The sequence below is a fragment of the Buttiauxella gaviniae ATCC 51604 genome (genome assembly GCF_001654835.1).
Lineage (GTDB): Bacteria > Pseudomonadota > Gammaproteobacteria > Enterobacterales > Enterobacteriaceae > Buttiauxella > Buttiauxella gaviniae.
On record NZ_LXEP01000003.1, the window covers coordinates 330170 to 354887 of the forward strand.

Annotated in this window: 26 protein-coding genes and 1 riboswitch; of the genes, 12 read left to right on the forward strand and 14 right to left on the reverse strand. The window is 47.5% G+C overall.

Features of this window, described 5'->3' with window-relative positions; translation table 11 throughout:
- Positions 1 to 4: 4 nt before the first annotated feature.
- From M977_RS01960 to mntP, 4 genes are all read left to right on the forward strand, one after another.
- Positions 5 to 805 carry a PTS mannose/fructose/sorbose transporter subunit IIC gene (locus tag M977_RS01960; protein ID WP_064511861.1) on the forward strand — a complete coding sequence of 267 codons (801 nt, stop codon included), beginning with the start codon at positions 5 to 7 and terminating at the stop codon, positions 803 to 805.
- 12 nt (positions 806 to 817) lie between these two features.
- A complete protein-coding gene (locus tag M977_RS01965; protein ID WP_034495941.1) occupies positions 818 to 1672 on the forward strand; it encodes a PTS mannose transporter subunit IID in 855 nt (284 codons plus the stop codon).
- A 65-nt stretch (positions 1673 to 1737) separates the two neighbouring features.
- Positions 1738 to 2196, forward strand: coding sequence for a DUF986 family protein (locus tag M977_RS01970; protein WP_064511862.1), 459 nt, complete (start codon positions 1738 to 1740; stop codon positions 2194 to 2196).
- A 198-nt stretch (positions 2197 to 2394) separates the two neighbouring features.
- Positions 2395 to 2582: riboswitch (yybP-ykoY riboswitch) on the forward strand.
- 10 nt (positions 2583 to 2592) lie between these two features.
- Complete coding sequence (gene mntP / locus M977_RS01975) at positions 2593 to 3165, forward strand: manganese efflux pump MntP (RefSeq protein ID WP_064511863.1); 573 nt, start codon at positions 2593 to 2595, stop codon at positions 3163 to 3165.
- Here the strand turns inward: mntP and rlmA are convergent.
- The 7 genes from rlmA to mgrB form a co-directional block, all read right to left on the reverse strand.
- On the reverse strand, positions 3157 to 3969 hold the full coding sequence (rlmA, locus tag M977_RS01980) for a 23S rRNA (guanine(745)-N(1))-methyltransferase (protein WP_064511864.1): 813 nt from the start codon (positions 3967 to 3969) through the stop codon (positions 3157 to 3159). The genes mntP and rlmA overlap by 9 nt on opposite strands.
- Positions 3970 to 4031: 62 nt before the next feature.
- Positions 4032 to 5777 carry a peptidoglycan glycosyltransferase FtsI gene (ftsI, locus tag M977_RS01985; protein WP_064511865.1) on the reverse strand — a complete coding sequence of 582 codons (1746 nt, stop codon included), beginning with the start codon at positions 5775 to 5777 and terminating at the stop codon, positions 4032 to 4034.
- A 233-nt stretch (positions 5778 to 6010) separates the two neighbouring features.
- Entirely contained in the window at positions 6011 to 6220 is a 210-nt protein-coding gene (gene cspE, locus M977_RS01990) for a transcription antiterminator/RNA stability regulator CspE (RefSeq protein WP_001062678.1), read from the reverse strand.
- Positions 6221 to 6233: 13 nt separating this feature from the next.
- The gene (locus M977_RS24155; RefSeq protein WP_072009398.1) at positions 6234 to 6377 is read right to left on the reverse strand and encodes a DUF2627 domain-containing protein; all 144 of its coding nucleotides are present in this window, start codon (positions 6375 to 6377) and stop codon (positions 6234 to 6236) included.
- Between the two features lie 531 nt (positions 6378 to 6908).
- Positions 6909 to 7910, reverse strand: coding sequence for an MBL fold metallo-hydrolase (locus M977_RS01995; protein WP_064511866.1), 1002 nt, complete (start codon positions 7908 to 7910; stop codon positions 6909 to 6911).
- A gap of 36 nt (positions 7911 to 7946) precedes the next feature.
- Complete coding sequence (locus M977_RS02000; RefSeq protein WP_064511867.1) at positions 7947 to 8234, reverse strand: YebO family protein; 288 nt, start codon at positions 8232 to 8234, stop codon at positions 7947 to 7949.
- A gap of 74 nt (positions 8235 to 8308) precedes the next feature.
- The gene (gene mgrB, locus M977_RS24160) at positions 8309 to 8452 is read right to left on the reverse strand and encodes a PhoP/PhoQ regulatory lipoprotein MgrB (protein ID WP_074391970.1); all 144 of its coding nucleotides are present in this window, start codon (positions 8450 to 8452) and stop codon (positions 8309 to 8311) included.
- A gap of 157 nt (positions 8453 to 8609) precedes the next feature.
- Between mgrB and M977_RS02005 the strand changes: the two genes are divergently transcribed.
- A complete protein-coding gene (locus M977_RS02005; protein ID WP_034455179.1) occupies positions 8610 to 8852 on the forward strand; it encodes a YobH family protein in 243 nt (80 codons plus the stop codon).
- 46 nt (positions 8853 to 8898) lie between these two features.
- Here M977_RS02005 and kdgR read toward each other — a convergent pair whose 3' ends face one another.
- Positions 8899 to 9690, reverse strand: coding sequence for a DNA-binding transcriptional regulator KdgR (kdgR, locus tag M977_RS02010; protein ID WP_034455177.1), 792 nt, complete (start codon positions 9688 to 9690; stop codon positions 8899 to 8901).
- A 179-nt stretch (positions 9691 to 9869) separates the two neighbouring features.
- Between kdgR and M977_RS02015 the strand changes: the two genes are divergently transcribed.
- On the forward strand, positions 9870 to 11246 hold the full coding sequence (locus tag M977_RS02015) for an MFS transporter (RefSeq protein WP_064511868.1): 1377 nt from the start codon (positions 9870 to 9872) through the stop codon (positions 11244 to 11246).
- 45 nt (positions 11247 to 11291) lie between these two features.
- On the opposite strand, the gene htpX is transcribed toward M977_RS02015, so the two are convergent.
- The 4 genes from htpX to M977_RS02035 form a co-directional block, all read right to left on the reverse strand.
- Positions 11292 to 12173 carry a protease HtpX gene (htpX, locus tag M977_RS02020; RefSeq protein ID WP_034457026.1) on the reverse strand — a complete coding sequence of 294 codons (882 nt, stop codon included), beginning with the start codon at positions 12171 to 12173 and terminating at the stop codon, positions 11292 to 11294.
- Between the two features lie 194 nt (positions 12174 to 12367).
- Positions 12368 to 14416 (reverse strand): carboxy terminal-processing peptidase, encoded by a 2049-nt coding sequence (gene prc / locus M977_RS02025; RefSeq protein WP_064511869.1) that lies wholly within the window; start codon positions 14414 to 14416, stop codon positions 12368 to 12370.
- A gap of 20 nt (positions 14417 to 14436) precedes the next feature.
- Positions 14437 to 15117: an RNA chaperone ProQ gene (gene proQ, locus M977_RS02030; RefSeq protein ID WP_034455172.1), complete on the reverse strand. Its 681-nt coding sequence runs from the start codon at positions 15115 to 15117 to the stop codon at positions 14437 to 14439.
- Positions 15118 to 15221: 104 nt separating this feature from the next.
- Positions 15222 to 15710 carry a GAF domain-containing protein gene (locus M977_RS02035; protein WP_064511870.1) on the reverse strand — a complete coding sequence of 163 codons (489 nt, stop codon included), beginning with the start codon at positions 15708 to 15710 and terminating at the stop codon, positions 15222 to 15224.
- Between the two features lie 171 nt (positions 15711 to 15881).
- On the opposite strand from M977_RS02035, the gene yebS reads away from it, so the two are divergent.
- The 5 genes from yebS to M977_RS02060 all read left to right on the forward strand — a co-directional run bounded on the left by yebS (position 15882) and on the right by M977_RS02060 (position 21874).
- Positions 15882 to 17126, forward strand: coding sequence for a membrane integrity lipid transport subunit YebS (gene yebS / locus M977_RS02040; protein WP_064511871.1), 1245 nt, complete (start codon positions 15882 to 15884; stop codon positions 17124 to 17126).
- Positions 17095 to 19728, forward strand: coding sequence for a PqiB family protein (locus M977_RS02045; protein WP_064511872.1), 2634 nt, complete (start codon positions 17095 to 17097; stop codon positions 19726 to 19728). Before yebS ends, M977_RS02045 begins: the two co-directional genes overlap by 32 nt.
- Positions 19729 to 19985: 257 nt before the next feature.
- Positions 19986 to 20225 (forward strand): DinI-like family protein, encoded by a 240-nt coding sequence (locus tag M977_RS02050; RefSeq protein WP_064511873.1) that lies wholly within the window; start codon positions 19986 to 19988, stop codon positions 20223 to 20225.
- A gap of 396 nt (positions 20226 to 20621) precedes the next feature.
- Positions 20622 to 21338, forward strand: a complete 717-nt coding sequence (locus M977_RS02055; RefSeq protein ID WP_064511874.1) for a hypothetical protein — start codon at positions 20622 to 20624, stop codon at positions 21336 to 21338.
- Entirely contained in the window at positions 21329 to 21874 is a 546-nt protein-coding gene (locus M977_RS02060; RefSeq protein WP_064511875.1) for a type II toxin-antitoxin system VapC family toxin, read from the forward strand. The genes M977_RS02055 and M977_RS02060 overlap by 10 nt, the downstream gene beginning before the upstream one ends.
- Positions 21875 to 21964: 90 nt before the next feature.
- Here M977_RS02060 and M977_RS02065 read toward each other — a convergent pair whose 3' ends face one another.
- Positions 21965 to 22729 (reverse strand): hypothetical protein, encoded by a 765-nt coding sequence (locus M977_RS02065; protein WP_064511876.1) that lies wholly within the window; start codon positions 22727 to 22729, stop codon positions 21965 to 21967.
- Between the two features lie 130 nt (positions 22730 to 22859).
- Here M977_RS02065 and M977_RS02070 point away from each other — a divergent pair, with 130 nt between their 5' ends.
- Positions 22860 to 23534, forward strand: coding sequence for an SOS response-associated peptidase (locus M977_RS02070; protein WP_064511877.1), 675 nt, complete (start codon positions 22860 to 22862; stop codon positions 23532 to 23534).
- On the opposite strand, the gene M977_RS02075 is transcribed toward M977_RS02070, so the two are convergent.
- The coding region (locus tag M977_RS02075; RefSeq protein WP_167351082.1) for a Y-family DNA polymerase at positions 23521 to 24718 on the reverse strand (1198 nt) is incomplete at its 5' end. The two genes, M977_RS02070 and M977_RS02075, sit on opposite strands and share 14 nt — an antisense overlap.

Here is a 24718-nt window from a genome sequence, read left to right on the forward strand (position 1 = left end):
TACAATGGAGATTACCACTCTTCAGATTGTGCTGGTGTTTGTCGTAGCCTGTATTGCCGGTATGGAGTCGGTGCTCGATGAATTTCAGTTCCACCGTCCGTTGGTCGCCTGTACCTTAATCGGTCTGGTACTCGGTGATATGAAAACCGGTATTATTATCGGTGGTACGCTTGAAATGATCGCGCTGGGTTGGATGAACATCGGTGCGGCAGTTGCTCCCGATGCCGCACTTGCGTCAATTATCTCAACCATACTGGTTATAGCCGGGCATCAAGGCATCGGTTCTGGTATCGCTCTGGCCATTCCACTGGCAGCAGCAGGCCAAGTACTGACCATTATCGTTCGTACTATTACCGTGGGCTTCCAGCACGCAGCAGATAAGGCCGCCGAAAATGGCAACCTCTCGGCGCTCTCCTGGATTCACGTTTCCTCCCTGTTCTTGCAAGCAATGCGTATCGCAATTCCTGCCGTTATCGTCGCAGTTTCCGTCGGTACAAGCGAAGTACAGAACATGCTGAATGCCATTCCTGAAGTGGTAACCAGCGGTCTGAACATCGCCGGTGGCATGATTGTTGTTGTGGGTTATGCGATGGTCATCAACATGATGCGCGCAGGCTACCTGATGCCATTCTTCTATCTGGGCTTCGTTACCGCGGCTTTCACCAACTTCAACCTGGTAGCACTGGGTGTGATTGGTGCTGTGATGGCAATTTTGTACATCCAGTTGAGCCCGAAATACAACCGTTCCGCAGGTGCTCCAGCCTCTGCTGCCGGTGCTAACGATCTCGATAACGAATTAGATTAATAGGTGAGCGAAATGGTTGATACCACCAAAACAACGACTACCGAGAAGAAACTCACCCCAGGTGATATTCGTGGCGTGTTCCTGCGTTCAAACCTCTTCCAGGGTTCCTGGAACTTCGAACGTATGCAAGCGTTGGGCTTCTGCTTCTCCATGATTCCGGCAATTAAACGCCTGTATCCTGAAAATAACGATGCTCGTAAACAAGCAATTAAGCGTCACCTGGAATTCTTTAACACCCATCCATACGTTGCGGCTCCTGTATTGGGCGTTACGCTTGCGATGGAAGAACAGCGTGCAAACGGTGCAGAAATTGACGATGGTGCCATTAACGGTATCAAAGTTGGTTTGATGGGGCCGCTGGCTGGTGTAGGCGACCCTATCTTCTGGGGTACCGTACGTCCAGTATTCGCAGCACTTGGTGCTGGTATCGCAATGAGCGGTAGCCTGCTTGGCCCACTGTTGTTCTTCATCCTGTTTAACGCCGTGCGTTTGCTGACTCGTTATTACGGCGTCGCTTACGGTTACCGTAAAGGGATCGATATCGTTAAGGATATGGGCGGCGGCTTCCTGCAAAAACTGACTGAGGGGGCGTCAATTCTCGGCCTGTTTGTCATGGGGGCGCTGGTTAACAAGTGGACACACGTTAATATACCGCTAGTCGTGTCGAAGATTACCGACCAGACTGGCGCTGTGAAAGTGACCACCGTTCAAACTATTCTTGATCAGTTGATGCCGGGCCTTGTGCCACTGCTGTTAACGTTTGCTTGTATGTGGCTGCTGCGTAAGAAAGTCAACGCGCTGTGGATCATCATGGGCTTCTTCGTTATTGGTATTGTCGGTTATGCTATCGGCCTGCTAGGCCTGTAATTAGTTTGTTATACGAACCGGGGCACTTGCCCCGGTTTTTTATTGTTTAGAGTGAAGGTAGTGTTATGACTTTGACGGATGTAGTTCTGCTGGTATTTATTGTGCTGTTGCTTGCCTGGGCGGTTTACGATGAGTTCATCATGGATAAGCTCAAAGGCAAAACCCTGCTGAAAGTTCCCCTTCTGCGCCGCAACCGTATCGACGGAACCATTTTCTTCGGGTTGGTTGCTATCCTCATCTACAACAACGTCACCTCTGGCGGCGCCCCGGTCACCACCTGGTTATTATCTGCGCTGGCACTCATTGCTATTTATATTTCGTGGATTAGACAACCTAAATTACTGTTTAAAACAGAGGGCTTCTTCTTTGCGAACGCGTGGGTTTTATATTCCCGAATTAAAGAGATGAATTTATCTGAGGATGGTGTTCTGGTTTTACAATTAGAACAACGCCGCTTGCTCATCCGAGTGAAAAACATTGATGACCTGGAGAGGATTTATAAGTTAATGGTTGTTACTCAATAAGTTAGAAACATAGCAAAGTCTATATTTTTATATTTTTTGTACAATCTATAAAATATAGCCGCTGCTATTTCGCACAATTAGTGTGCTCTTATTTTAACGATTAGGTCATCAATTAAAGTTAATGAAAATCGTTATCATTTAAGCATTAAGAATAATAGCTTCAATTATTGTTTTATCTTTAAAGAATATGTTAAGGTTGCGCCCGTCGTTGGGGAGTAGCCGATTTTCGCGATTGCGAAAATGTACATGTCAACATACTCGTTACTTGTTTAAGCAAGATTTATAACGTGGCATGTACGACTCAAATACTGAGTAGGCGAGACCATAGGCACGTAACCATCATTTAAGTTGGGGATGGTTGACGTGTATATGGATATTCCCAACTGAGGCATTTGCATGAATCTCTCCGCTACTATTATTCTCGCTTTTGGCATGTCGATGGATGCTTTTGCTGCATCAATCGGGAAAGGTGCCTCTCTCCATAAACCTAAGTTTTCTGAAGCGTTACGAACCGGGCTTATCTTTGGCGTCATCGAAACCATCACCCCGCTTATCGGCTGGTGCCTGGGTCTTCTGGCAAGCAAGGTCGTGCTGGAATGGAATCATTGGGTTGCATTTATCCTGCTGGTGTTTCTCGGCATTCGTATGATTTATGAAGGTGTGCGCGGTAACGATGACGAAGAAGCGCCAAAGCTTCAACGTCATGGATTTTGGCTATTAGTCACCACGGCTATCGCCACCAGCCTTGATGCCATGGCGGTCGGTGTCGGCCTCGCATTCCTGCAAGTCAATATTATTGAAACCGCTCTGGCTATTGGTTGCGCGACCATGATTATGTCCACGCTAGGTATGATGCTGGGCCGGTTTATCGGCCCTCTGCTCGGTAAGCGCGCCGAGATCCTCGGCGGTGTGGTGCTAATTGGGATTGGTTGTCAGATTCTTTATAGCCACTTCAGCACATTAAACTGATGATTCGCGTCGCCAGACGCGAATGACAAAATCTGTCTCGCAAGTGAATGCCGTTTCAGCCGTCAAAGCCTGCCACACTTCCGGGCGGGCACGCCAGGCGAACGGCGTCATTTGCAATAGTGCAACCGCTTCATTTCCCTGTAACGTCATCGGCCAGCCAATGCTCTGCGTCTGTTCTGCTACAAAACCGGGTAAAGATTCAGACTCGGTACTGTGCAGCACCACGTTGTCATAAATTAAACCTTTCAGCTGCATTAAATGGCGTGGGCCAGGCGTGGCAGTGATGACGATGCCGCCAGGTTTCACCACCCGCGCCAACTCTTCAGCTTTGCACGGGGCAAAAATGCGCACCACGGCATCCAGACTATTATCATCAAACGGCAAACGGTGGCTCGATGCCACACAGAACTGCACCTGCGGATAGCGCTTTGCCCCATAGCGAATCGCTACTTTTGCAACATCTAATCCCCAGGTCATTCCTTCATTTTTTGCGACAATTTGTGCAAAACCCGCCGTGTAATACCCTTCCCCGCAGCCAATATCCAACAAAGTAACCGGGGCAGCCTGTTCTAAAATAAGGCAGATAGCATCGCGCAGCGGCTGATAATGCCCGGCATCAAGGAATGTTCTGCGGGCCTGCATCATTTCGCTGCTATCGCCCGGGTCTTTTGAACGCTTATGCTGAACTGGCAGCAAATTCACATATCCCTCTTTTGCCTTATCGAATTGGTGGCCTTGCGGGCAAACAAAGCTCTTCCCCTCGGGAGCAAGCGGTGCATGACAAAGCGGGCAAAGATAAGACATAAGAACTCCAGGCAATCGTAAAGGGCGCAAGTGTACCGCTTACGCTCCGCTTCGAAAAGCCACTAACCTGCAGGACCCTCGACAACAGCCTTATTTAACACCGTTAAATTGGTATCTCCCTGTGGCAAACCATCAGGTTCGATATTCTCCAGTCGCAGCACATCGCTCATTATCTGGCTGAAGACCGGTGCCGAAACTGCACCGCCGTAGTAGGCACCATTTTCCGGGTCGTTAATTACCACCGCCAGCGCAAAGCGCGGATTACTCGCAGGAGCGACACCTGCGGTGTAGGCAATGTATTTGTCGATGTATTTGCCATCATCGCCAATTTTCTTGGCCGTTCCGGTTTTAATGGCAACTCGATAGCCGCGCACCGCGGCTTTAATCCCACCGCCGCCAGGCAATGCCACACTTTCCATCATATGTTCAACCTGATGGGCAATGGTTTCAGACATCACCCTTTGCCCAACTACTGGCGGATCAACACGGGTAATAGAAAGTGGGCGGGCAATACCATAGCTACCGATAGTGGCGTAAACATGCGCCAGTTGCAGAGGTGTGACCATCAAACCATAACCAAAGGAAAATGTGGCGCGATCCAACTCTCCCCAGAACTTACGGTGCGGTAACAGGCCACTGCTCTCCCCTGTCAACCCCAATCCTGTTGGCATCCCAAAACCGAAGTTCTTATAGGTATCCAACAATTTTTGGATTGGCATCGCCAGAGAAAGCCGTGAAACCCCTGTGTCGCTCGATTTTTGCAGGATTCCGGTCAACGTAAGCTGCGGGTAGTAACCCACATCGCGTATACGGTGACCATCGATTGTGTAAGGATGGGTATCCACCACGCTATCTGGTTGGACAATCCCCTGCTGAAGTGCGGTCATAACTACCATCGGTTTAACAGTTGAACCTGGCTCAAATGTGTCGCTAATTGCCCGATTACGGAAATCGTTCAGCGTGGCACCGTCACGATTATTTGGATTAAACGTCGGGCAACTCGCCATCGCTAATACTTCGCCAGTATTCACATCAAGAATAACTGCTGCGGCAGATTCAGCTTTATTCCAGGAGACAGCATTACTCAGTGCGTCTTCCGTGACCGTTTGCAGTCGTTCATCAATGCTTAGCATGAGGTTGTGAGCAGGGTTTGCTGCAGTTTCCGTGATATTTTCTATGACGTGCCCATGCCTGTCTTTACGAACCAGTCTCTCGCCCGCTTTACCCGTCAACTGGCGATTGAAGCTTTTCTCAATACCTTCAATACCTTGATCATCAATGTTGGTAAAGCCGAGCAAGTTTGCTGCAACATGGCCTGCGGGATAAAACCGACGTGATTCATCACGTAATGAAATTCCTGGCAGTTTCAGGCTCTCGATGTATTGCGCTTGTTGCGGATCAATTTGGCGGGCGAGGTAAATGAAGCGATCGGCTGGATTACGGCGAATGCGGGCGGCAATTTCATTAAGTGGCATATGTAAGGTTGTTGCCAGAGCCTGCCAGCGGCTACTAATTTGCACGCCACCTTTTTCCATTACTGTTTTCGGGTCAGCCCAGATTGCTTTTACCGGGACGCTCACCGCAAAAGGTCTGCCATTGCGGTCTTCTATCATTCCACGCGGTACGACGATGGGTTCTTCACGTAATGAACGCATGTCTTCCTGCTTAACCAGATTTTCGGGTGAGATGATTTGCAACCAGGCAACACGCCCCAGTAAGAACACCAGACACATAAAGATAGCGATGCAAAGAAGAGCAAAACGCCACTGAATAAAATTACCCACGATTCCAGGGGCGGTTTTTCTCACATTCAATCCTTAACGACAACTAAGCGATTGAAAATTTAAACATAATGGGGAAATTAACCAGACAGGAACAGTGCTACAAGATGCGCTGCTTTGCTACAAGACATAACTGAGAGAGCTTTCCAGAAACACATAGAAAAATAATGGTCAACATTCAGACATGAAAAAGCCCCGCTACAAGAGCGAGGCTTTCATCAAAATTTGGCGTTATTCGCGCCAGGTCTAATTCAGACGAATTAGATAGCAGTTACGTTAACCGCTGCAGGGCCTTTCTGGCCGTCCTGGATTTCGAACTCAACGTTCTGGCCTTCAGCCAGAGTTTTGAAGCCGTTACCCTGGATTGCAGAGAAGTGTACGAACACATCTTTGCTGCCGTCAGCAGGAGTAATGAAGCCAAAACCTTTAGACTCGTTGAACCACTTAACTTGACCTTTAATCTTTGCCATTTTGCAAAATTCCTTAGATTGTTTTCTTTGCCCGGAGGCATAACTTAGCTAAAACAGAGACATTACTGCATGAGGCACTAATATAAGGCTCGGCAGAGAAGCGGTATTCAACGACAACGTGTTTACTCAGAACTTCTTTACTGAAAATGCCACACATAAACAGAACTGTACCTCGTTTAACCCAACGTGTTATCACATACAACGCAATCAATGGCAAGCCATTTTTCGGCGTGTATCGATCTGTCGCAAAAATTCTGAAACTCATATTGTAATGAAAATGAAATGCACAATTTGTGCATAGATTAACAGTAAACAATGATGATTCCGTGCATTCATATGACGACCACAGACAACGTTTTTACCATAGCCCAAAGATATCTTTTCGTCCAGGCGAAGTGTGAAAAAGTCGATATCACCGGGATTATGCTTATGATTTTTTTAGCATAGCTATGCAAAAAATGAACAATCTCACATTGCTACTAAAACAATATAACTGGTATAAGAAATAGCGAAAATGGAAAAATGAATAAAGCTTGAGCAGTTGTCTGTTTATATTGCACCAAAAGAATGAAAGTTTAATCAACCCATGCTTCATGATGAGGCAATAAAAACGTTTCGCTATATTTTCGATGTAATAAAGTAACCAAAAGATAGCTCGTAATAGCGTCTTAAAAATTTTTAATAATGTTTAAGTCTTAATTTTAAATAAGTGTGAACTTTGACCAATACACAACGGCGAAAAGAGTCGCCCATCCTCACCTTCATCATCAAGTGCGGTTAGTAGCTCTTGCGGTGGCATGTCCAGTGATTCATCAGCCAGATCAAATACCCCCCAATGGATAGGAACCGTAAAAGGCCTGCCCAACTGCTGCCAAAGCTTAACCGCCTGCTGCGGATCCATATGATGGCTACTCATGAACCAGCGCGGGGAATAAGCACCTATTGGTATCAATGCCGCATCCAGGGAGCCTCTGAACAAAGCAATATCAGCAAGTCCTGCTGTATAGCCTGTATCACCGCTAAACCATATCCTTAAGTGACTACTTTCGATAATCCACCCGCACCACAAACTCCGGTTACGATCCCAGAATGAACGCATGCTCCAGTGCTGTGCCGGCACCGCTGTAAAAGTCATTCCTTGCAGGGTAAAGCTCTGCCACCAGTCAAGCTCAGTTACATGGCGTATACCACGACGGGTAAACCACTGCTTTAAGCCCAGCGGGACAAAGAAATGAGTGTCGGGGAAACGACGGACAATCTGTCGAATGGTGGAACGGTCCAGATGATCGTAATGATTATGTGAAATCAAAACAGCATCAAGTTGATGCAATTCATTGATATGAATTGGGGATGGAGTCTTGCGCTTAGGGCCTGCAAACGATAATGGGGAAGCTCGCTGGGACAACACGGGGTCGGTAAGTAAATACAGGCCATTGATACGCAACAATACCGTTGCATGCCCTAACCACCACAGCCGGTCATCTTCGCCCTGGAGTTCAGCCTTTTGCCACCAACGTTCAGTGAAGGCGGCATAACCATTACTCGGAGGATGGGGCAATCCCTGCGCTTTTCGCTCTTTACGCCAACGTTCAACATCACCCGGTTTTCGTAAGCTTGACTCCAGATTACGAAAACCGTCAATTTGGTGATGAAATTTTAGGGGATCAAACCAAGGATTTTTCCACCGCATGGTCACTCCACAGCAACACAAACAGGTTAATCAGGATTAGCGCTCAGCGACCAGACGAATAAAATCATCTTCCACTTCGTCATCTTCCTTTGCTACTTCTGGTGCTTCCTTGACTACTTCAGGCTCGTTCGCTTCACACAAACGTCGTAACAGAGCAGTCTGCCGCTTTTGCTGATCCAGCAACTCTTCAAGAAGCTCGATCTGTTCACTGGTGCGGCTACTTGCACGGTTAACAAAGAACCACATTACGAGGCCGATAACCAGTACCACCAGGGAAACTGTCAGGGACACGATATTCAACGCGCCAACACTTAATTCGTTCATATTACCACCTCAGCAAAACGCGCTATTCTACACCTGCCGGGTCTTAAGGTAAGCACTATGTGGATAAAAACACACTACCAGGGAATAAATTTATTAATTGTACAAATGCCGCTGAAAAATTGTACATCCTGATCGCACATTACATTGACCATTTGGGTCCATAGCAGCATGCAGACGAAAAAAACCGCAATCAGAATAAGCCATCTGTACTTTCTCACTACACTCTCCACCTCTTTCCTATTTATTGTAAAGTCTGACATAGACAGCCTAAACGACACATAACTCTCACGTATATTATTTAAGAATCATCACATTGCTACTACAGTGCAATCCGCTACGCTTAGAAGTCTAATTACTTAATAATAAGAGGCACCTATGCGTATTGTGATCCGCACTATTATTGTAATAGCGCTTTTGTGGATCGGTTTACTCCTCTCTGGATATGGAGTTTTGATTGGAAGTCATGAAAATGCTGCAGGTATGGGGCTTCAATGCAAATACCTAACTGCTCGAAATGTCACCACCGCACAATTTGTTCATACCAGTAGTGGAATTATCGGACTTAGCGATTGCCCAGTATTGCGTAAAAGTGATGAAGTTATCGATACCGGTAACTAGGAACATATAAAGAAAACGCCGCTAAATAGCGGCGTTTTCTCTTTCATCAGAATGGATATTCGTGATAACCCATTTGTTCAGAAATAGTTCGCGCTGCGTCATGAAGCATCGCTACATATTCATGGAGCCTGTCTTCAGAAAAACGAAGTGTCGGGAATGAAATACTCAAACCGGCAATAACAACTCCAAATCGGTCAAAAACAGGTACGCCGATGCAGCGTAAACCTTCTTCCTGTTCTTGGTTATCTTCACCGTAACCCTGCTCACGCACGGTATCCAGAACGTCCAACAATTCGTCGGTACTCATGATAGTGCGCTCAGTGCTGCGGTTATATTCCACATCAGCAAGGATTTCACGCACTTCATTGCGATCGCGCCACGCCAGAAGCACTTTACCAATCGCGGTGCTGTACAATGGGTTACGACGACCGATGCGCGAGTACATGCGCAGGTTGTACATAGAGTCAATCTTATGGATATAGACAATACTGTCTTCATCCAACGCACCCAAGTGGATGGTTTCTTTCGTCAAACGCGATAGTTCTCGCATTTGAATGTCTGCGCTACGAATCAAATCAACGTTCTGCAATGCACGCGCACCCAGCTCAAACAGCTTTAGGGTTAGCGAGTATTTTTCAGATTCGCCTTCCTGAGCAACATAACCCAGGGATTTCATAGTCTGCAAAAAGCGATAGACGGTGCTTTTTGACATCATTACGCGTTGCGATAATTCAGTAATACCAATTTCGCGTTCTTCGCCAAGCGCCTGTAAAATGCCAAAAACTTTCAGGACAGAAGAGACAGAATCAGGTTGTTTATCCAGATCTGCGATAGCCATTAAATCACCTCGATCGCATTTGTTTTATAAAAATCAGAACTGGTTTTTAGTATAAGTTGACTACCATGTCATCGCAATGAATCTATTCTATTTCGTTACAAATCTGCGACATATCCCTTAAATTTAGTGCTATTATTATTGCTCTTCGAATAAATCACCCATGAAGTTAAATTTCCCTTATGGATAAAACCCTTGCTGATGGGCTGCCAATACCGCAGCGCTATGGTGCTATTTTGGCCATTGCGTTGGGTATCACAATGGCAGTTCTGGATGGCGTGATCGCAAACGTAGCACTTCCAACTATTGCCCGAGAACTAAACGCCAGTCCGGCAGAATCCATCTGGATAGTGAACAGCTATCAAATCGCGATAATTATTTCGTTACTGTCGATGTCATTCTTAGGCGATATTTTTGGTTATCGCCGGGTATATCAGTGCGGGCTGATTCTGTTTTGCATGACATCACTATTCTGTGCGCTGTCGAATTCATTGCCCATGTTGACGTTTGCTCGTGTGCTTCAGGGCTTTGGCGGTGCCGCATTAATGAGCGTCAATACTGCTCTCATCAGGCTTATCTACCCGCAAAGACATCTCGGCCGCGGAATGGGAATTAACTCGTTTATTGTCGCCGTATCCTCAGCTGCCGGGCCAACTATTGCCGCCGCTATTCTTTCTGTCGCGTCTTGGAAATGGCTGTTTTTGATTAATGTGCCAATTGGTATTCTCGCGCTATTGCTAGCAATTCGTTTTCTACCTCCCAATCAACAAAAATCACAGGGCCAACGCTTTGATATCCCCAGCGCGATTATGAATGCCTTGACGTTCGGTCTGTTGATCTCGGCAATTAGTGGTTTTGCCCAAGGGCAGTCAGGGTGGCTGATCATTTCCGAGCTCGTTGCATTAGCTGTGATTGGCTTCTTCTTTATTCGTCGCCAACTGAAACTGCCCTTCCCTCTGTTACCCGTGGATTTATTGCGTATTCCTGTATTTTCATTATCTATGGGAACGTCCGTTTGTTCCTTCGCCGCTCAAATGCTAGCGATGGTTTCACTTCCCTTCTTCCTGCAATCAACATTAGGACGCAGCGAAGTCGAAACGGGTCTGCTTCTCACACCGTGGCCAATTGCAACAATGATAATGGCTCCGGTTGCAGGTCATTTGATTGGGCGAGTACATGCAGGGCTGCTGGGTGGGCTCGGGCTTGTTATTATGGCATTCGGTTTATTTGCTTTAGCGCTGTTACCACACAACCCTACCGATATCGATATCATCTGGCGCATGCTTTTGTGCGGTGCTGGGTTCGGTTTGTTCCAGTCACCTAATAACCACACCATTATTTCTTCAGCGCCGCGTAACCGCAGCGGCGGTGCTAGTGGCATGTTAGGCACGGCTCGTTTATTAGGACAGAGTTGCGGTGCAGCCCTGGTGGCTTTGATGTTCAACCTTTTCGCGATTCACGGAACGCATGCCTCGCTTTTACTGGCAGGGAGTTTTGCAACCATCGCCGCCATTGTCAGCAGTTTACGCATGTCCCAACCTACGACTTCGCAGGCATAAAAAAAGCGTGCCAGCGATGGCACGCTTTTTTACCACCTTTTACGACTACTTCAGGTATTCGCCGTTACGCAGCGCTTCAATACGTTTATCCAACGGTGGGTGAGTCATGAACAATTCACTCATAGACTTCGCCTTACCATTGATACAAAACGCCATCATGCTGCTAGCTTCTTGCGGTTCATAGCTGGTTTTCAGGCGCTGCAGTGCGGCAATCATTTTTTCACGACCGACCAATTTTGCAGATCCGGCATCAGCATGGAATTCACGGTGACGTGAGAACCACATTGTGATGATGCTCGCCAGAATACCAAATACCAGTTCCAGAACAGTCGCAATGGCAAAATAGACAAACGGGTTGCCGTTGTTGCTCTCACCTTCATCCCGATTACCAGACAAGAAGCCAGAAGCGACTTGCGCGATGATACGAGAAATAAAGATTACGAAGGTGTTCACCACGCCCTGAATCAGCGTCATGGTTACCATGTCGCCATTCGCGATATGGCTGATTTCGTGTGCGATAACCGCTTCTGCTTCATCACGGCTCATGTTCTGCAGAAGACCGGTGCTAACAGCAACAAGCGATGCATTACGACGAGCGCCAGTGGCAAACGCATTAATATCTGGCGCATGGTAAATAGCCACCTGCGGCATGGCGATACCTGCTTGCTGAGACTGTTGGCGCACTGTTTCCATCAGCCAGCGCTCTGTTTCATTGCGCGGTTGCTCAATCACTTCCCCGCCCACTGAACGCAATGCCATCCATTTGGACATCAGTAATGAGATGATTGAACCACCAAAGCCAAACAACACCGCCATGATCATCAGACCCTGCACGCTGCTCGACTGGATCCCCGTCAGGCTTAGCACTAGCCCGAAAACGACCATGACTGCAAGGTTGGTCAACAGGAAAAGCCCGATACGCATCATAATTTTCTTTTTACCTCGGTTAAAAATACGCATTCTGCGTTACCCCACATCGTAGGGGCAAGCTTGCTATTTTCAAGCATTCATCGTTGCCAAGTGGTTAATAATACATAACTTTACATTTAAGAAGAGGTTGATTTACGCGGCTTGATAGAGGTAAAAAAAACGGGCACAAAATTTTGTGCCCGTTGGAGGAGTTACTTAGCAGGAGCGGGTTGCTCAGCTGGTTTATCTTGCTGCATTTTTGCAAAATCCAGCGCGATATGAACCGTTTCATCGAGATAAGGATCAGGTTCCTGATAATCCTTCGGCAGGTCGTCGAGTTTCTTCAACGGTGCTTTTCCTTCTCGTTTATAGCGGTCATTAATCCGCTCCAGACGCGTAGCATCATCTTCCTGGTTCTCTTTCTCGCGCTGAGCAAGATTCAGGGAGACAATATTGCGCTTATCTTTCAGGGCATTGAAGCGAGCAATATCCTTCATGATGTACTGGAACTCAGGATCGGCTGCTATTCTATCCTGGTGCAGTTTAAGCAATTGCGGCTCAAACTGAGTCAGATCGCCTGACTTAACGTAAGTAGCGGCGTTGATGCTATCCCAAGGGAGCGCATTATCTTCAAACTTCTCGCCAGTCTCAGTCTCTTCAGTACCAGTAGGCATCATGATGTCTGGCGTTACACCTTTACGCTGAGTACTTCCGCCATTAATGCGGTAGAACTTCTGGATGGTGTATTGCACAGAACCAAGCGCAGGCCACTCCGGACGCAGCATCTGATCATAGATACGATTCAAAGAACGGTACTGTTGAACAGTGCCTTTACCGAAGGTAGGCTCACCCACAATCAGTGCACGCCCATAATCTTGCATTGCTGCTGCAAAGATTTCAGAAGCCGAAGCACTAAAGCGGTCAACCATCACCACCAGCGGACCTTTGTAGTAGACAACGCCGTCAGTATCGCTATCTTCACGCACTTTACCGTTGTTATCACGTACCTGAACAACTGGGCCACTTGGGATAAACAGGCCAGAAAGTGAGACAGCCTCGGTCAATGCACCGCCACCGTTCGAGCGTAAATCGATGATCACGCCTTTCACGTTCTGTTTTTCCATCTTCTGAAGCTGGACTTTGACATCATCTGTCAGACCAACGTAGAAGCCTGGGATATCCAGCACACCCACTTTATCTTTACCGACCGTTTTAATCGTCAATTTGACGGCGCGATCTTCAAGACGAATGCGTTCACGGGTTAAGGTAACCACACGTGTTTTAGTACCCTTACCTGCCGGTAAGATTTCCAGACGAACCTTGCTACCTTTAGGCCCTTTGATCAGCGCAACGACATCGTCAAGACGCCAGCCAATCACATCAACCATAGGTTTCCCTGTTTGGCCGACACCAACAATACGGTCACCAACGGTAATCGTTTTGCTTTTCGCAGCAGGACCACCCGCTACCATCGAGTTGATAACCGTGTAGTCATCGTCCATTTGCAGCACAGCACCAATACCTTCCAGAGATAAACTCATTTCGGTATTGAATTGTTCTGTGTTGCGTGGCGATAAGTAATTGGTATGCGGGTCGATTTCGTGGGCAAAGGCTGTCATCGCAAGAGAGAAAACATCTTCGCTATTGGATTGAGCCAGACGGCGAATGGCGAACTGATAACGCTTGGTCAGCGTTTCACGAATTTCCTGATCGGTCTTACCGGTCAGCTTCAGGCTCAGTTCGTCAAATTTAACTTTACTGTCCCACAGGGAATTTAACTCTGTAACGTTTGCAGGCCACGGCGATTTGCTGCGGTCAACATTAAAGGTATCGTTACCCGTGAAATTCATAGGTTTTTCCAGCACCTTCAACGCGTATTGATAACGTTCAAAACGACGTTGTTGGGCCAGATTGTAGAGATCGTAAAATACGTCCAGTTTACCGGTGCGCAATTCATCGCCAATCTGTTTTTTCCGCGACACAAACTGCTCAACGTCACTGGCTAGCAGCACGTTGTGGCTATAGTCGAGGAGGTTTAGATAGCGATCGAAAATTTTTGCGGAAAAATTTTCATCCAGGTCAAACTGACGATAGTGCGAGCGAGTGAAGCGTGAAGTTACACGCTCACTCACCGTTGCATGCTGTGTCTCTTCCTTTAACTGCGGGATTTGAGAAGCTTGCGTGATATTTTCGACGGCCAGTGCGCTACCTGCAAGAAACAACAGACTAGCGACAGCCGTACGCTTAAAGAATTTGTTCATGCCCGGGTCTGGCCTCCGTTTCAGAACTGCAAGTGTTCTGCGCGTACGATCATTGCCATACCAGAAGTCAGCTGTACACGGACGCCATCTTTGGTAATTTCCAGTACTGTGGCATCCATCGCGTTATTACCCGCTTTGACTTTGATTGCCTGACCCACCTGCAAAGCAGAAATGTCTGTAACCGGAGTGCGTTTTTCTTCACGCGGAGCTTGCGGCGCCGGTTTTTCTACACGAGGTTTACGTTCTGTAGCTTCTGGACGACGCGGAGCAGGACGAGGCTTGCGTTCGCGACGAGGTTTATCGGTAACGGTTTCGCCGTTAGCAATAGCCGCTTCACGTTTTTTCGCTTGCTGCTCTGCACGCTGTGCCTGAACACGAGCTTTTGCTTCTTCAAGCTGCTTGCGAGCATGCTCTACGTGCTGCTCATCGAGTTCACCACAAGGGTTACCGTCGAGATCAACACGGATTGCGCCGACTTTGATACCGTACAGGTAACGCCAGCTTGAAGTATAAAGACGTAACGCGGAGCGAAGTTGAGTTTTACTGAGACTCATCTCCCCTTCAACGCGCGCGACCAAATCCTGGAAGATACCAATCTTCAGGGGGCGGGCTTCACCTTCAGCGCTAAAGCACTGTGGGAAACGCTCTGCCAAAAAGGCGATGACTTCTTTGCTACTATTCAACTTAGGTTGATTTTCCATGAAATTTCCTGATTACAACGGAGTTGCCAACAATCCGCAGGCATGAACAGGCGACATTATAATGACGCTATCAGCAAATGCCACGTTATCCGTTGTTTATCATGCTAACGAGTGAAGAATTTTTTAAAATCCGTGTCGGCAAGCGTCAGCGAAAGCTGCGTCACCAGTTGAGATAAGCCGAGTTGGTCTTCAGGTGTGAAGCGCCCAAACTCCGTGCTATCAATGTCCAGAACACCTATTAGCTCGCCATTTACCGTAAGTGGCAGGACAATTTCGGAGTTGCTGGCAGCGTCACAAGCGATGTGACCATCAAAAGCATGCACATCTTCGACGCGCTGGATGCTTTTAGTGGAAGCCGCAGTACCGCAAACACCTTTTCCTACCGGGATACGAACGCAAGCAATCTTGCCCTGGAAAGGTCCCAGAACCAGAGTCTCGTCTTCTAATAGGTAAAAGCCTGCCCAGTTAACACCGTCGAGACGTTCGAACAGCAACGCGCTGGTATTTGCCAACGTCGCCAAAAAACTTGTTTCACCTGCCATTAACGCACTGAAATCGCGGTTCAAGTCCGCGTAAAATTGTTCTTTGTTCATTGATTAACCATAGTATGTTGTCTTACTCAACTGCATAGCATAGTAAAATAAGCATTAAATGCCTTATGCCACAAGGTGTATCATTCAATGAATTACTATACGCTTAACGAATATTTCATAACCCATTGAGATACCCCATGCGCCAGCGGTATTCCCAGTTTACGATGACACATGAAAATACACGCCATTAGCCATGCTGTACCGCAGGCACGTTATCAGCGTTGCCCCCAATGCGATACACTTTTCTCGTTACCGTCGGTTAAATCCTCGCAGAGCGCGTATTGCCCACGCTGCGATGCCAAAGTTTACCATGGACGCGACTGGTCACTTACTCGTCTGGCGGCAATGGCAATTGCCATGCTACTGCTTATGCCTGTCGCTTTTTCCGAGCCTCTGGTACGCATCTATTTACTGGGTACACGAATAGATGCCAACTTGTTCCAGGGCATATGGCAGATGACTAGCCAGGGGGATCCCCTGACAGCCGCAATGGTGTTGTTCTGTGCTGTGGGTGCGCCAGCAACATTAGTTGCCGCAATTGCTTACCTCTACTTTGGTAATATTCTTGGGATGAATTTACGCCCGGTCTTACTCATGCTTGATAAACTCAAAGAATGGGTAATGTTAGATATTTACCTAGTCGCTATCGGTGTGGCCTGCATCAAAGTCAGAGAGTTTGCATTTATCCAACCGGGCGTAGGTCTCGTGGCGTTTATTGCATTAGTGGTGCTGAGCCTGTTGACGCTAATTCACCTAAATGTAGAACAGCTATGGGCTCGCTTTTATCCACAGCGACCTCCTCGAGCGTGGGGTCCCCAGTTACGAGTTTGCCTGGGCTGCCATTTCACAGGAGTGCCTGACAGCCGTGGGCGTTGCCCTCGTTGCCATGTGCCATTAAGAGCACGTCGTCGCCACAGCTTACAAAAATCATGGGCAGCATTAATCGGTTCGTTAATTTTCCTACTGCCGGCCAACCTACTGCCAATTTCGATTCTTTACGTCAATGGTTCGCGTCAGGAAGATACTATTCTTTCCGGCATTATCTCTCTAGCTAGCAGTAATGTTGCCGTCGCCGCAGTGGTTTTCATTGCCAGTATCCTGGTGCCATTTACCAAGGTTATCGTGCTGATTTCACTGCTGGTAAGCATTCATTTCAAATGCGAGCGAGGACTTAGAACGCGAATTTTGCTGCTACGCTTTATTACCTGGATTGGCCGCTGGTCAATTTTAGATCTCTTTGTTATTTCGCTAACGATGTCGCTAGTTAACCGCGATCAATTACTGGCATTTACTATGGGACCGGCTGCGTTTTATTTTGGCGCAGCGGTTATTTTAACTATTCTTGCAGTCGAATGGCTGGATAGCCGACTACTTTGGGACGCACATGAGTCAGGAAATGCCCGCTTCACCGACTGAAGCGCGAATTAAAACAAAACGCCGAATTTCGCCCTTCTGGTTACTGCCAATTATCGCCTTGATGATTGCCAGTTGGCTCATCTGGACAACCTGGGAAGAGCGCGGCACCACGGCGACTATTGATTTTATTTCAGCCGACGGCATTGTTGCCGGGCGCACACCTGTACGCTATCAGGGTGTTGAAGTAGGCACGGTGCAAAGCATCAGCCTAAGTAAAGACCTGCGCAAAATTGAAGTTAAAGTCAGCGTCAAAAGCGATATGAAAGACGCACTGCGTGAAGATACTCAGTTCTGGCTGGTGACACCGAAAGCTTCGCTGGCTGGGGTTTCTGGGCTAGATGCGTTGGTAGGCGGTAACTATATCGGCATGATGCCAGGTAAAGGCAAGCCGCAGGAGCATTTTACCGCGCTGGATACCCAACCGAAATATCGCCTAAATAACGGCGAGTTGATGATTCATCTTCATGCTCCTGACTTAGGTTCGCTTAACAGTGGATCGCTCGTTTATTACCGCAAAATTCCGGTAGGCCGAGTGTATGACTACACCATCAACAACAATAAGCAGGGCGTCACTATTGACGTGCTTATTGATCGCCGCTTCACCCAACTGGTGAAGAAAGGCAGCCGTTTCTGGAACGTATCCGGCGTAAAAGCCAACGTAAGTCTTTCCGGCGCACAAGTTCAGCTAGAAAGCCTGGCGGCGTTGGTCAACGGCGCTATCGCCTTTGACTCACCTGAAAACTCAGCCGAAGCCAAAGCTGATGATGAATTTGGCCTGTATGAAGATCTGGCGCATAGCCAGCGTGGCGTAATCATCGATCTTGATTTGCCGAGCGGACAAGGTTTAAACGCCGGTTCAACCGCGCTGATGTATCAAGGGCTTGAAGTCGGAACGCTGACAAAACTAAACCTCAATCCAGGCAGCACGGTAACCGGTCAAATGACGGTGGACCCAAGCGTTGTCAATCTGATGCGGAGCGGGACACGCATTGAATTGCGCAGCCCAAAGATTTCCCTCAGCAACCCGAATATCAGCAGTCTGTTAACGGGAAGTACTTTTGAATTGGTGCCCGGTGAAGGTGAACCGCAAAATCATTTTGTGGTTTTCCCAAGCGATAAAACTCTCTTGCAGCAACCTGATGTTCTGACCCTGAACCTCACGGCACCGGAAAGTTATGGCATTGATGCAGGCCAGCCGATTATTTTGCATGGCGTGCAGGTAGGGCAGATTCTTGAGCGCAAATTGTCGGCAAAAGGCGTCACCTTCTCCGCAGCTATTGATCCTGAATATCGCCATTTGATTCAGGGCGACAGCAAATTCGTCGTCAACAGCCGTATTGATGTAAAGCTGGGTATCGATGGCGTTGAATTCCTGGGCGCCAGCGCCAGCGAATGGGTCAACGGCGGTGTCAGAGTCATTCCAGGTAACAAAGGCGCTATGAAAGATAGCTATCCACTCTACGCCAACCTTGAAAAGGCAGTGGAAAACAGCCTGAGCGACCTACCAACGACCACATTAACGTTAACCGCGGCCAGCCTGCCAGATATTCAGACCGGCTCAGTGGTGCTTTATCGTAAATTCCAGGTCGGTGAAATTATCAGCGTGCGTCCACGAGCGAATAGTTTTGATATCGACGTCAACGTTAAACCGGAATATCGCAGTCTGCTTACCGCCAACAGCGTCTTCTGGGCTGAAGGTGGCGCACGCGTGCAACTTAACGGTAGCGGCCTGACGGTTCAGGCTTCACCGCTTTCACGCGCCTTAAAAGGGGCAATCAGTTTTGACAACTTAAGTGGCGCAAGCGTCGGCCTGAAAAAAGGTGATAAGCGGATACTTTACGCCTCTGAAACCGCCGCCCGTGCCGTTGGCAGCCAGATTACCTTGCACACCTTTGATGCAGGTAAGCTTTCCGCAGGTATGCCAATCCGTTATCTGGGTATTAACATCGGCCAGCTTGAGTCGCTGAATCTGACAGCTTCACGCAGTGAAGTAGAAGCCAAAGCGGTACTCTACCCTGAGTTTGTAGAGACATTTGCTCGCAGCGGCACACGCTTCTCTGTTGTCACCCCGAAAATTTCGGCCTCTGGCGTGGATAATCTCGATACTATCCTCCAGCCTTATATCAACGTTGAACCCGGCCGCGGCGCAGCACGTCGTGACTTTGAATTGCAGGAAGCCTCTATTACCGACTCTCGCTATTCAGACGGTCTGAACATCGTTGTAGAAGTGACTGAAGCGGGCGCACTAAACATCGGTACGCCAGTACTATTCCGCGGCATCGAAGTGGGTACGGTGACCGGGTTAACCCTCGGCAACCTCTCTGACCGCGTGATGGTCGGCCTGCGTATCAGCAAGCGCTTCCAGCATCTGGTGCGTGATAGCTCAGTATTCTGGCTGGCCTCTGGTTATAGTCTCGATTTCGGTCTGACGGGTGGTGTAGTGAAAACCGGCACCTTCAACCAGTTCATCCGCGGTGGTATCGCCTTCGCCACGCCGCCTGGTACACCACTGGCACCGAAAGCAGAAACGGGTAAACACTTCCTGTTAGAGCAAAGTGAGCCTAAAGAGTGGCGTCAATGGGGCACCGCACTGCCTCGCTAATACTTTCGCCCCGGTGTCTCACCGGGGCGAATTTTATATATATCAATAACATAATAGTAAAGGGGGTGCTATTGGGGTGCTGATATTTGCAATAAAATAACCCAAAAAGTCGTAATATTCCTGTCTGGTCAAAGTCACACCTCACCTTTCTCCATGAAAAACTCGCCCATAAAAAATTTTCACTCCTGCTACTTGCCCAATATCAAAAGAATCATTACTGTATATTTATACAGTTAAACAATGAAAGGGTATAAGCAATGTATGTTGAACTCGTTTATGACAAACGTAATGTGGAAGGTTTACCGGGTGCCAAAGACCTCATTCTGGCCGAACTGACAAAGCGTGTGCATGGGATATTCCCTGCTGCTGATGTTCGCGTTAAGCCGATGCAGGCCAACGCTGTTAACAGCGACTGTACGAAGACAGAGAAAGAAAAGATAAATCGTTTGGTGGAGGAAATGTTTGAAGAAGCCGAGTTCTGGCTTGTTAGCGAGTAACTCTGATGGACAACATGATCATCGGCGGGGTAAGGATTTACTTTCCTCGCCCAGGAGAGAAGCTCCCTTTTCCTTCAGGTGATATGCGAACCTTTGCCATTAAGAGTACTACGAGCGATCGTTGCTGCTTACTTGGATACTGGGACGGGAAATGGGTTGTTCTTTCGCTACCTGAATACGAAAGCTCGGGTAAAGCCATCATGGCAGCAGTGAGACAAGGAAAGAGAAGCTGGCAATAACGCTTAGGATTAACACTGACTATAATTCCAGGTTAACTACATAATTTTTATGGGTTAACATCTGTCAAGTTTTTGCTAGCCATTCTGCAATCAGCTATTTGTTAAGTGATTGAAGCTATACTTAGGTCAGCAACCCCGAATAGTGGATTTTATTAAAATGCGCAAGCCAAATAGCCTCATTCTAAAATTAGATGGGACAAGCCCTGACAAGCTGCCAATGGCTCGGTTGGTGAAGTATTTGTCTGCTCTGTCAGATTTGTACGGATCGGCTGATGCTGTGCATTTTGATAAAGTTAGCGAAGGATCTGCATGCCTGAATACATGGGTTGATAACGAAGCTACCTATAAAGACGTGATTTCCCGCTCTCTGGCTACAGCTCAGAGTAATGGCAGACCATATCTTAAGCTTGTAGATCTGCTTTATGAAGACGGCTTCAACGGAAAAATCCTTAACGCAAATAATGATGTCGTCGTCCTCTTTCCTACAGTTAGCAAAGAAATCCCTTTATATATCCGTAAGAAAACGACCTTGCAAGGTCGCCTCTACAGCGTTGGAGGGAAGGACGATTCAATACCTGTAAAGATTGAAGGCGCTAATGGAGAAACCTACCCTTGTGAAGCAACACCAGCTTTGGCATCAGAGCTCGGTGCAATTCTATTCCAGAATATAAGGGTACACGGGGAAGGCGATTGGGAACGTAAGGATGACATCTGGAAGCTGAAAAAATTGAAAATCTCTTCATATGAAAAGATTAAGAAAGTCAGCTTAAAAGAAGCGGTTAAAACTATCCGTTCCGCTTCAGGAAACCAATGGGCTGAAGAGGAAGATCCTCACTCCATCCTGAAGGCATTGAGGAAACTAAATTGCGAGTAATTTTTGATACCAACGTTTTGGTTCAAGCTCTTACTGGAACCAAGGATGGAGTTTCGCTCACAGATCCGTGTACTGGCGAAATTATTTCTGATCCGCAGAAACGTGCAGAAGCGCTAATCGAACATGTTGATAGCCTGGGTGGTGCTGTGCTTATACCCACCCCTGTCTTGGCAGAGTTTCTGGTAGGAATAGATAAAAATCAGCACCAAGCGTATATCAATCTGATTAAATCGCAATCGTGTTTCGAAATAGTATCTTTTGATGAAATCGCGGCAATTGAATGCGCTCAGATGCCTAGCTTGAAAGAACTTAAACAAATGATGAACTCTGACACCACCACCAAGGTGAAGTTTGATAGGCAAATTATTTCAATCGCCAAATCAACAGGTGTCAAAGAAGTTTGGACTCATGATAAAGGTGTCTACAATCGTTGCCAGTCTTTGGGGATAACAGCAAAATCTTTAGCGGATATAACCCCAATACCAGAACAGTTTGGGATGGATTTCCCGCAAGAAAGCGCCTCAGGCTTACATTGAAAATCACCCGGCCACCGAGCCGGGTTTTTATTGTAGTTAAGTGCCATCAAGTCCGAAATATTAACGACTTACCAAATAAGGACATATGAATTATAACTTCGGCACTCGCTTTAACTTAGCTCCTTCAATCGATTCCGAAACACTTTTAACAAAATCATAGATATCTTCCATAGCTTTCAAAAGAACCTGTTTGTTTAAATCTCGAGGATTGCCTTCTTTGTCGGCACCATTCCGGTGGACTATGTCATGTCGAACTTTTGCAATATTGACAATTTCAGGAATTTTATCTTTAAGGTCAATGGGAGTTTTTTCGCCTAGTACAGCACTGTAAATCGGGACAATTTTCTCAACGTTATGGTAGAGATAATCAGAGAACGTTTTTATCACTACCTTGTGGACTATTTCATTGTTAAGATAAACTTCCTTCAGAGGCAATTTAATTTTATTTAGTTCATCAACATTGTTAATCGCATTACTTAAATAGTAATCATCACTTAGTAGAAGGCTCTTTATCATATCACCCAAACAGGTTTCCATCAGGGTGATTGAATAAGAGTAAGTCATTTTTATAGTCGAATCAGAAGGTGCATCTGGCAGCTCTTCTTTCAATAAGTTCAACTGTGTCTCGAACTGTAAATAGGCAACACCATCTGCTGTAAGACGGTTAAGTTCATCGTCAAAATAATCATCATCCCAAAAATGTTCTTCATTTACCTCACCAGACAAGAACTGCTCCTTCATTGCCTCCCATTCAGGATCACCTTCCTCCACCCCAATATCGACATGGTCGCTGATCCATTCATGCATAGCCTCATCAGCTTCCATCTGTTCAATCCAACGCTTCACACTCCCCATAAATCTCTTCCTCCAATAAATTAAATTTCTTTCCCCTTAGACCTCTGGTTTTCCATCTACCTGCAAAGACAGACCCTATGCCCCATAACCTCAACAATACTATACTTTGTTGAAGCTATGGGGGGCGACTATGTGCGGACGATTCACTCAAGTTAAATCTCGTGACGACTATCTCGAGTTTCTGGCGGAAGAAGCCGAGAGCACTATTCCCTATGACCCAGAACCTATAGGTCGTTACAACGTGGCGCCCGGCACAAAAGTTCTTCTACTGAATAATCGCGACGGCACCCTTCACTTAGATCCCGTTCACTGGGGGTATGCTCCAGGGTGGTGGGACAAGCCACCACTAATAAACGCCAGAGTCGAAACAGCGGCCACCAGCCGGATGTTCAAACCACTTTGGAATCATGGCCGGGCGATCGTGTTTGCTGATGGTTGGTATGAGTGGAAAAAAGAAGGAGACAAAAAACAGCCTTATTACATCTACAGGAAAGACAGGAAGCCGCTCTTCTTTGCCGCGATTGGCAAGCCGCCGTTTGATGTGGGGGATGAGGCTGAGGGATTCTTGATTGCTACGGCTGCTGCTGATAAAGGCCTGGTCGATATACATGACCGCAGACCTTTAGTATTTACGCCCGAAGCAGCACTGGAATGGATAAATCCAGAAACCAGCGGTGCTCAAGCGAGTGAACTGGCTCATGAGGCGGCTGTACCGGCTGATGAATTTACCTGGCATCCAGTAACGCGAGCGGTCGGTAATGTGAAGTACCAAGGACAGGAACTGATTGAACCTATCTCACTTTGACTACCGGCAAATCTTCCCAGCGCGTGGTATAGCGTGGTGAAAGCATCTCCCTCTTCATCTGCCACTGTTGCTGGATACCCTGCCCTGCAAAATACAGTGCACCCTTCCCGTTCTTATAGTTCAGATGGTCGAGCACCTCCATCAGCGCTGCGCTGTTCTGCCGCGGCGCGTTGTCGTCAAACAGATTGAGCTGCGCCACACCCTGGCTGAAGAAGTCACCCAGCATGATCCCGGCTTTCTGGTATCGATATCCATCCTTCCAGATTTTATCCAGACAGCGCATCGCCGCAGCTATAATGTCTCGGGTGTCCTGCGTTGGCGTCATTAACTTCACTGCACCTTGGTTGCCGTAATATGGCTCATTCAGCGCGAACGGGGATGTTTTGATGAAAACGGAGATGTAACGACAGAACTGATGTTCACCCCGCAGCTTCTCCCCGGCACGCGCCGCATAACTACAGATGGCCTGGCGCATCTGTTCGTATTCAGTCACCCGGTCACCGAATGAGCGTGAGCAGACGATTTCCTGTTTGGTTGGGGCAAACTCTTCCAGGCCGAGGCAGGGCTCACCGCGTAGTTCACGAACGGTGCGCTCGAGTACCACGTTGAAGTGTTTCCTGATAAACCGGATATCCGTGTCAGCCAGCTGCAAGACGGTTTTAATGCCCATGCCCTCAAGCTTTTTGGAAATACGACGCCCAACGCCCCAGACTTCATCAACCGGGAAATACGCCATCAGTTTGCGCTGCTTTTCTAAATTCGTCAGATCCACCACACCGCCCGTCTGCTGCTGCCATTTCTTAGCAGCATGGTTAGCGAGCTTGGCTAAAGTCTTAGTTTGCGCCACCCCAACGCCCACGGTGAGACGCGTGCGTAGCAAAATGGTTTCACGGATTTCCCTACCGAAATCCTCCAGGTTGCGACAATTACGCACACCAGTCAGGTCACAAAACGCTTCATCGATACTGTAAATTTCACATCGCGGGGACATCTCCTCGAGCGTGGTCATTACCCTGTCAGACATGTCTGCGTAGAGCTCATAGTTAGAACTGAAGCAAACAACGCCGTATCGCCTGAACAAATCCTTTTGCTTGAAATACGGGTCACCCATTTTGACCCCGATGGCTTTCGCCTCTGCACTCCGGGCAATAACACAGCCATCATTATTCGAGAGAACGACTACC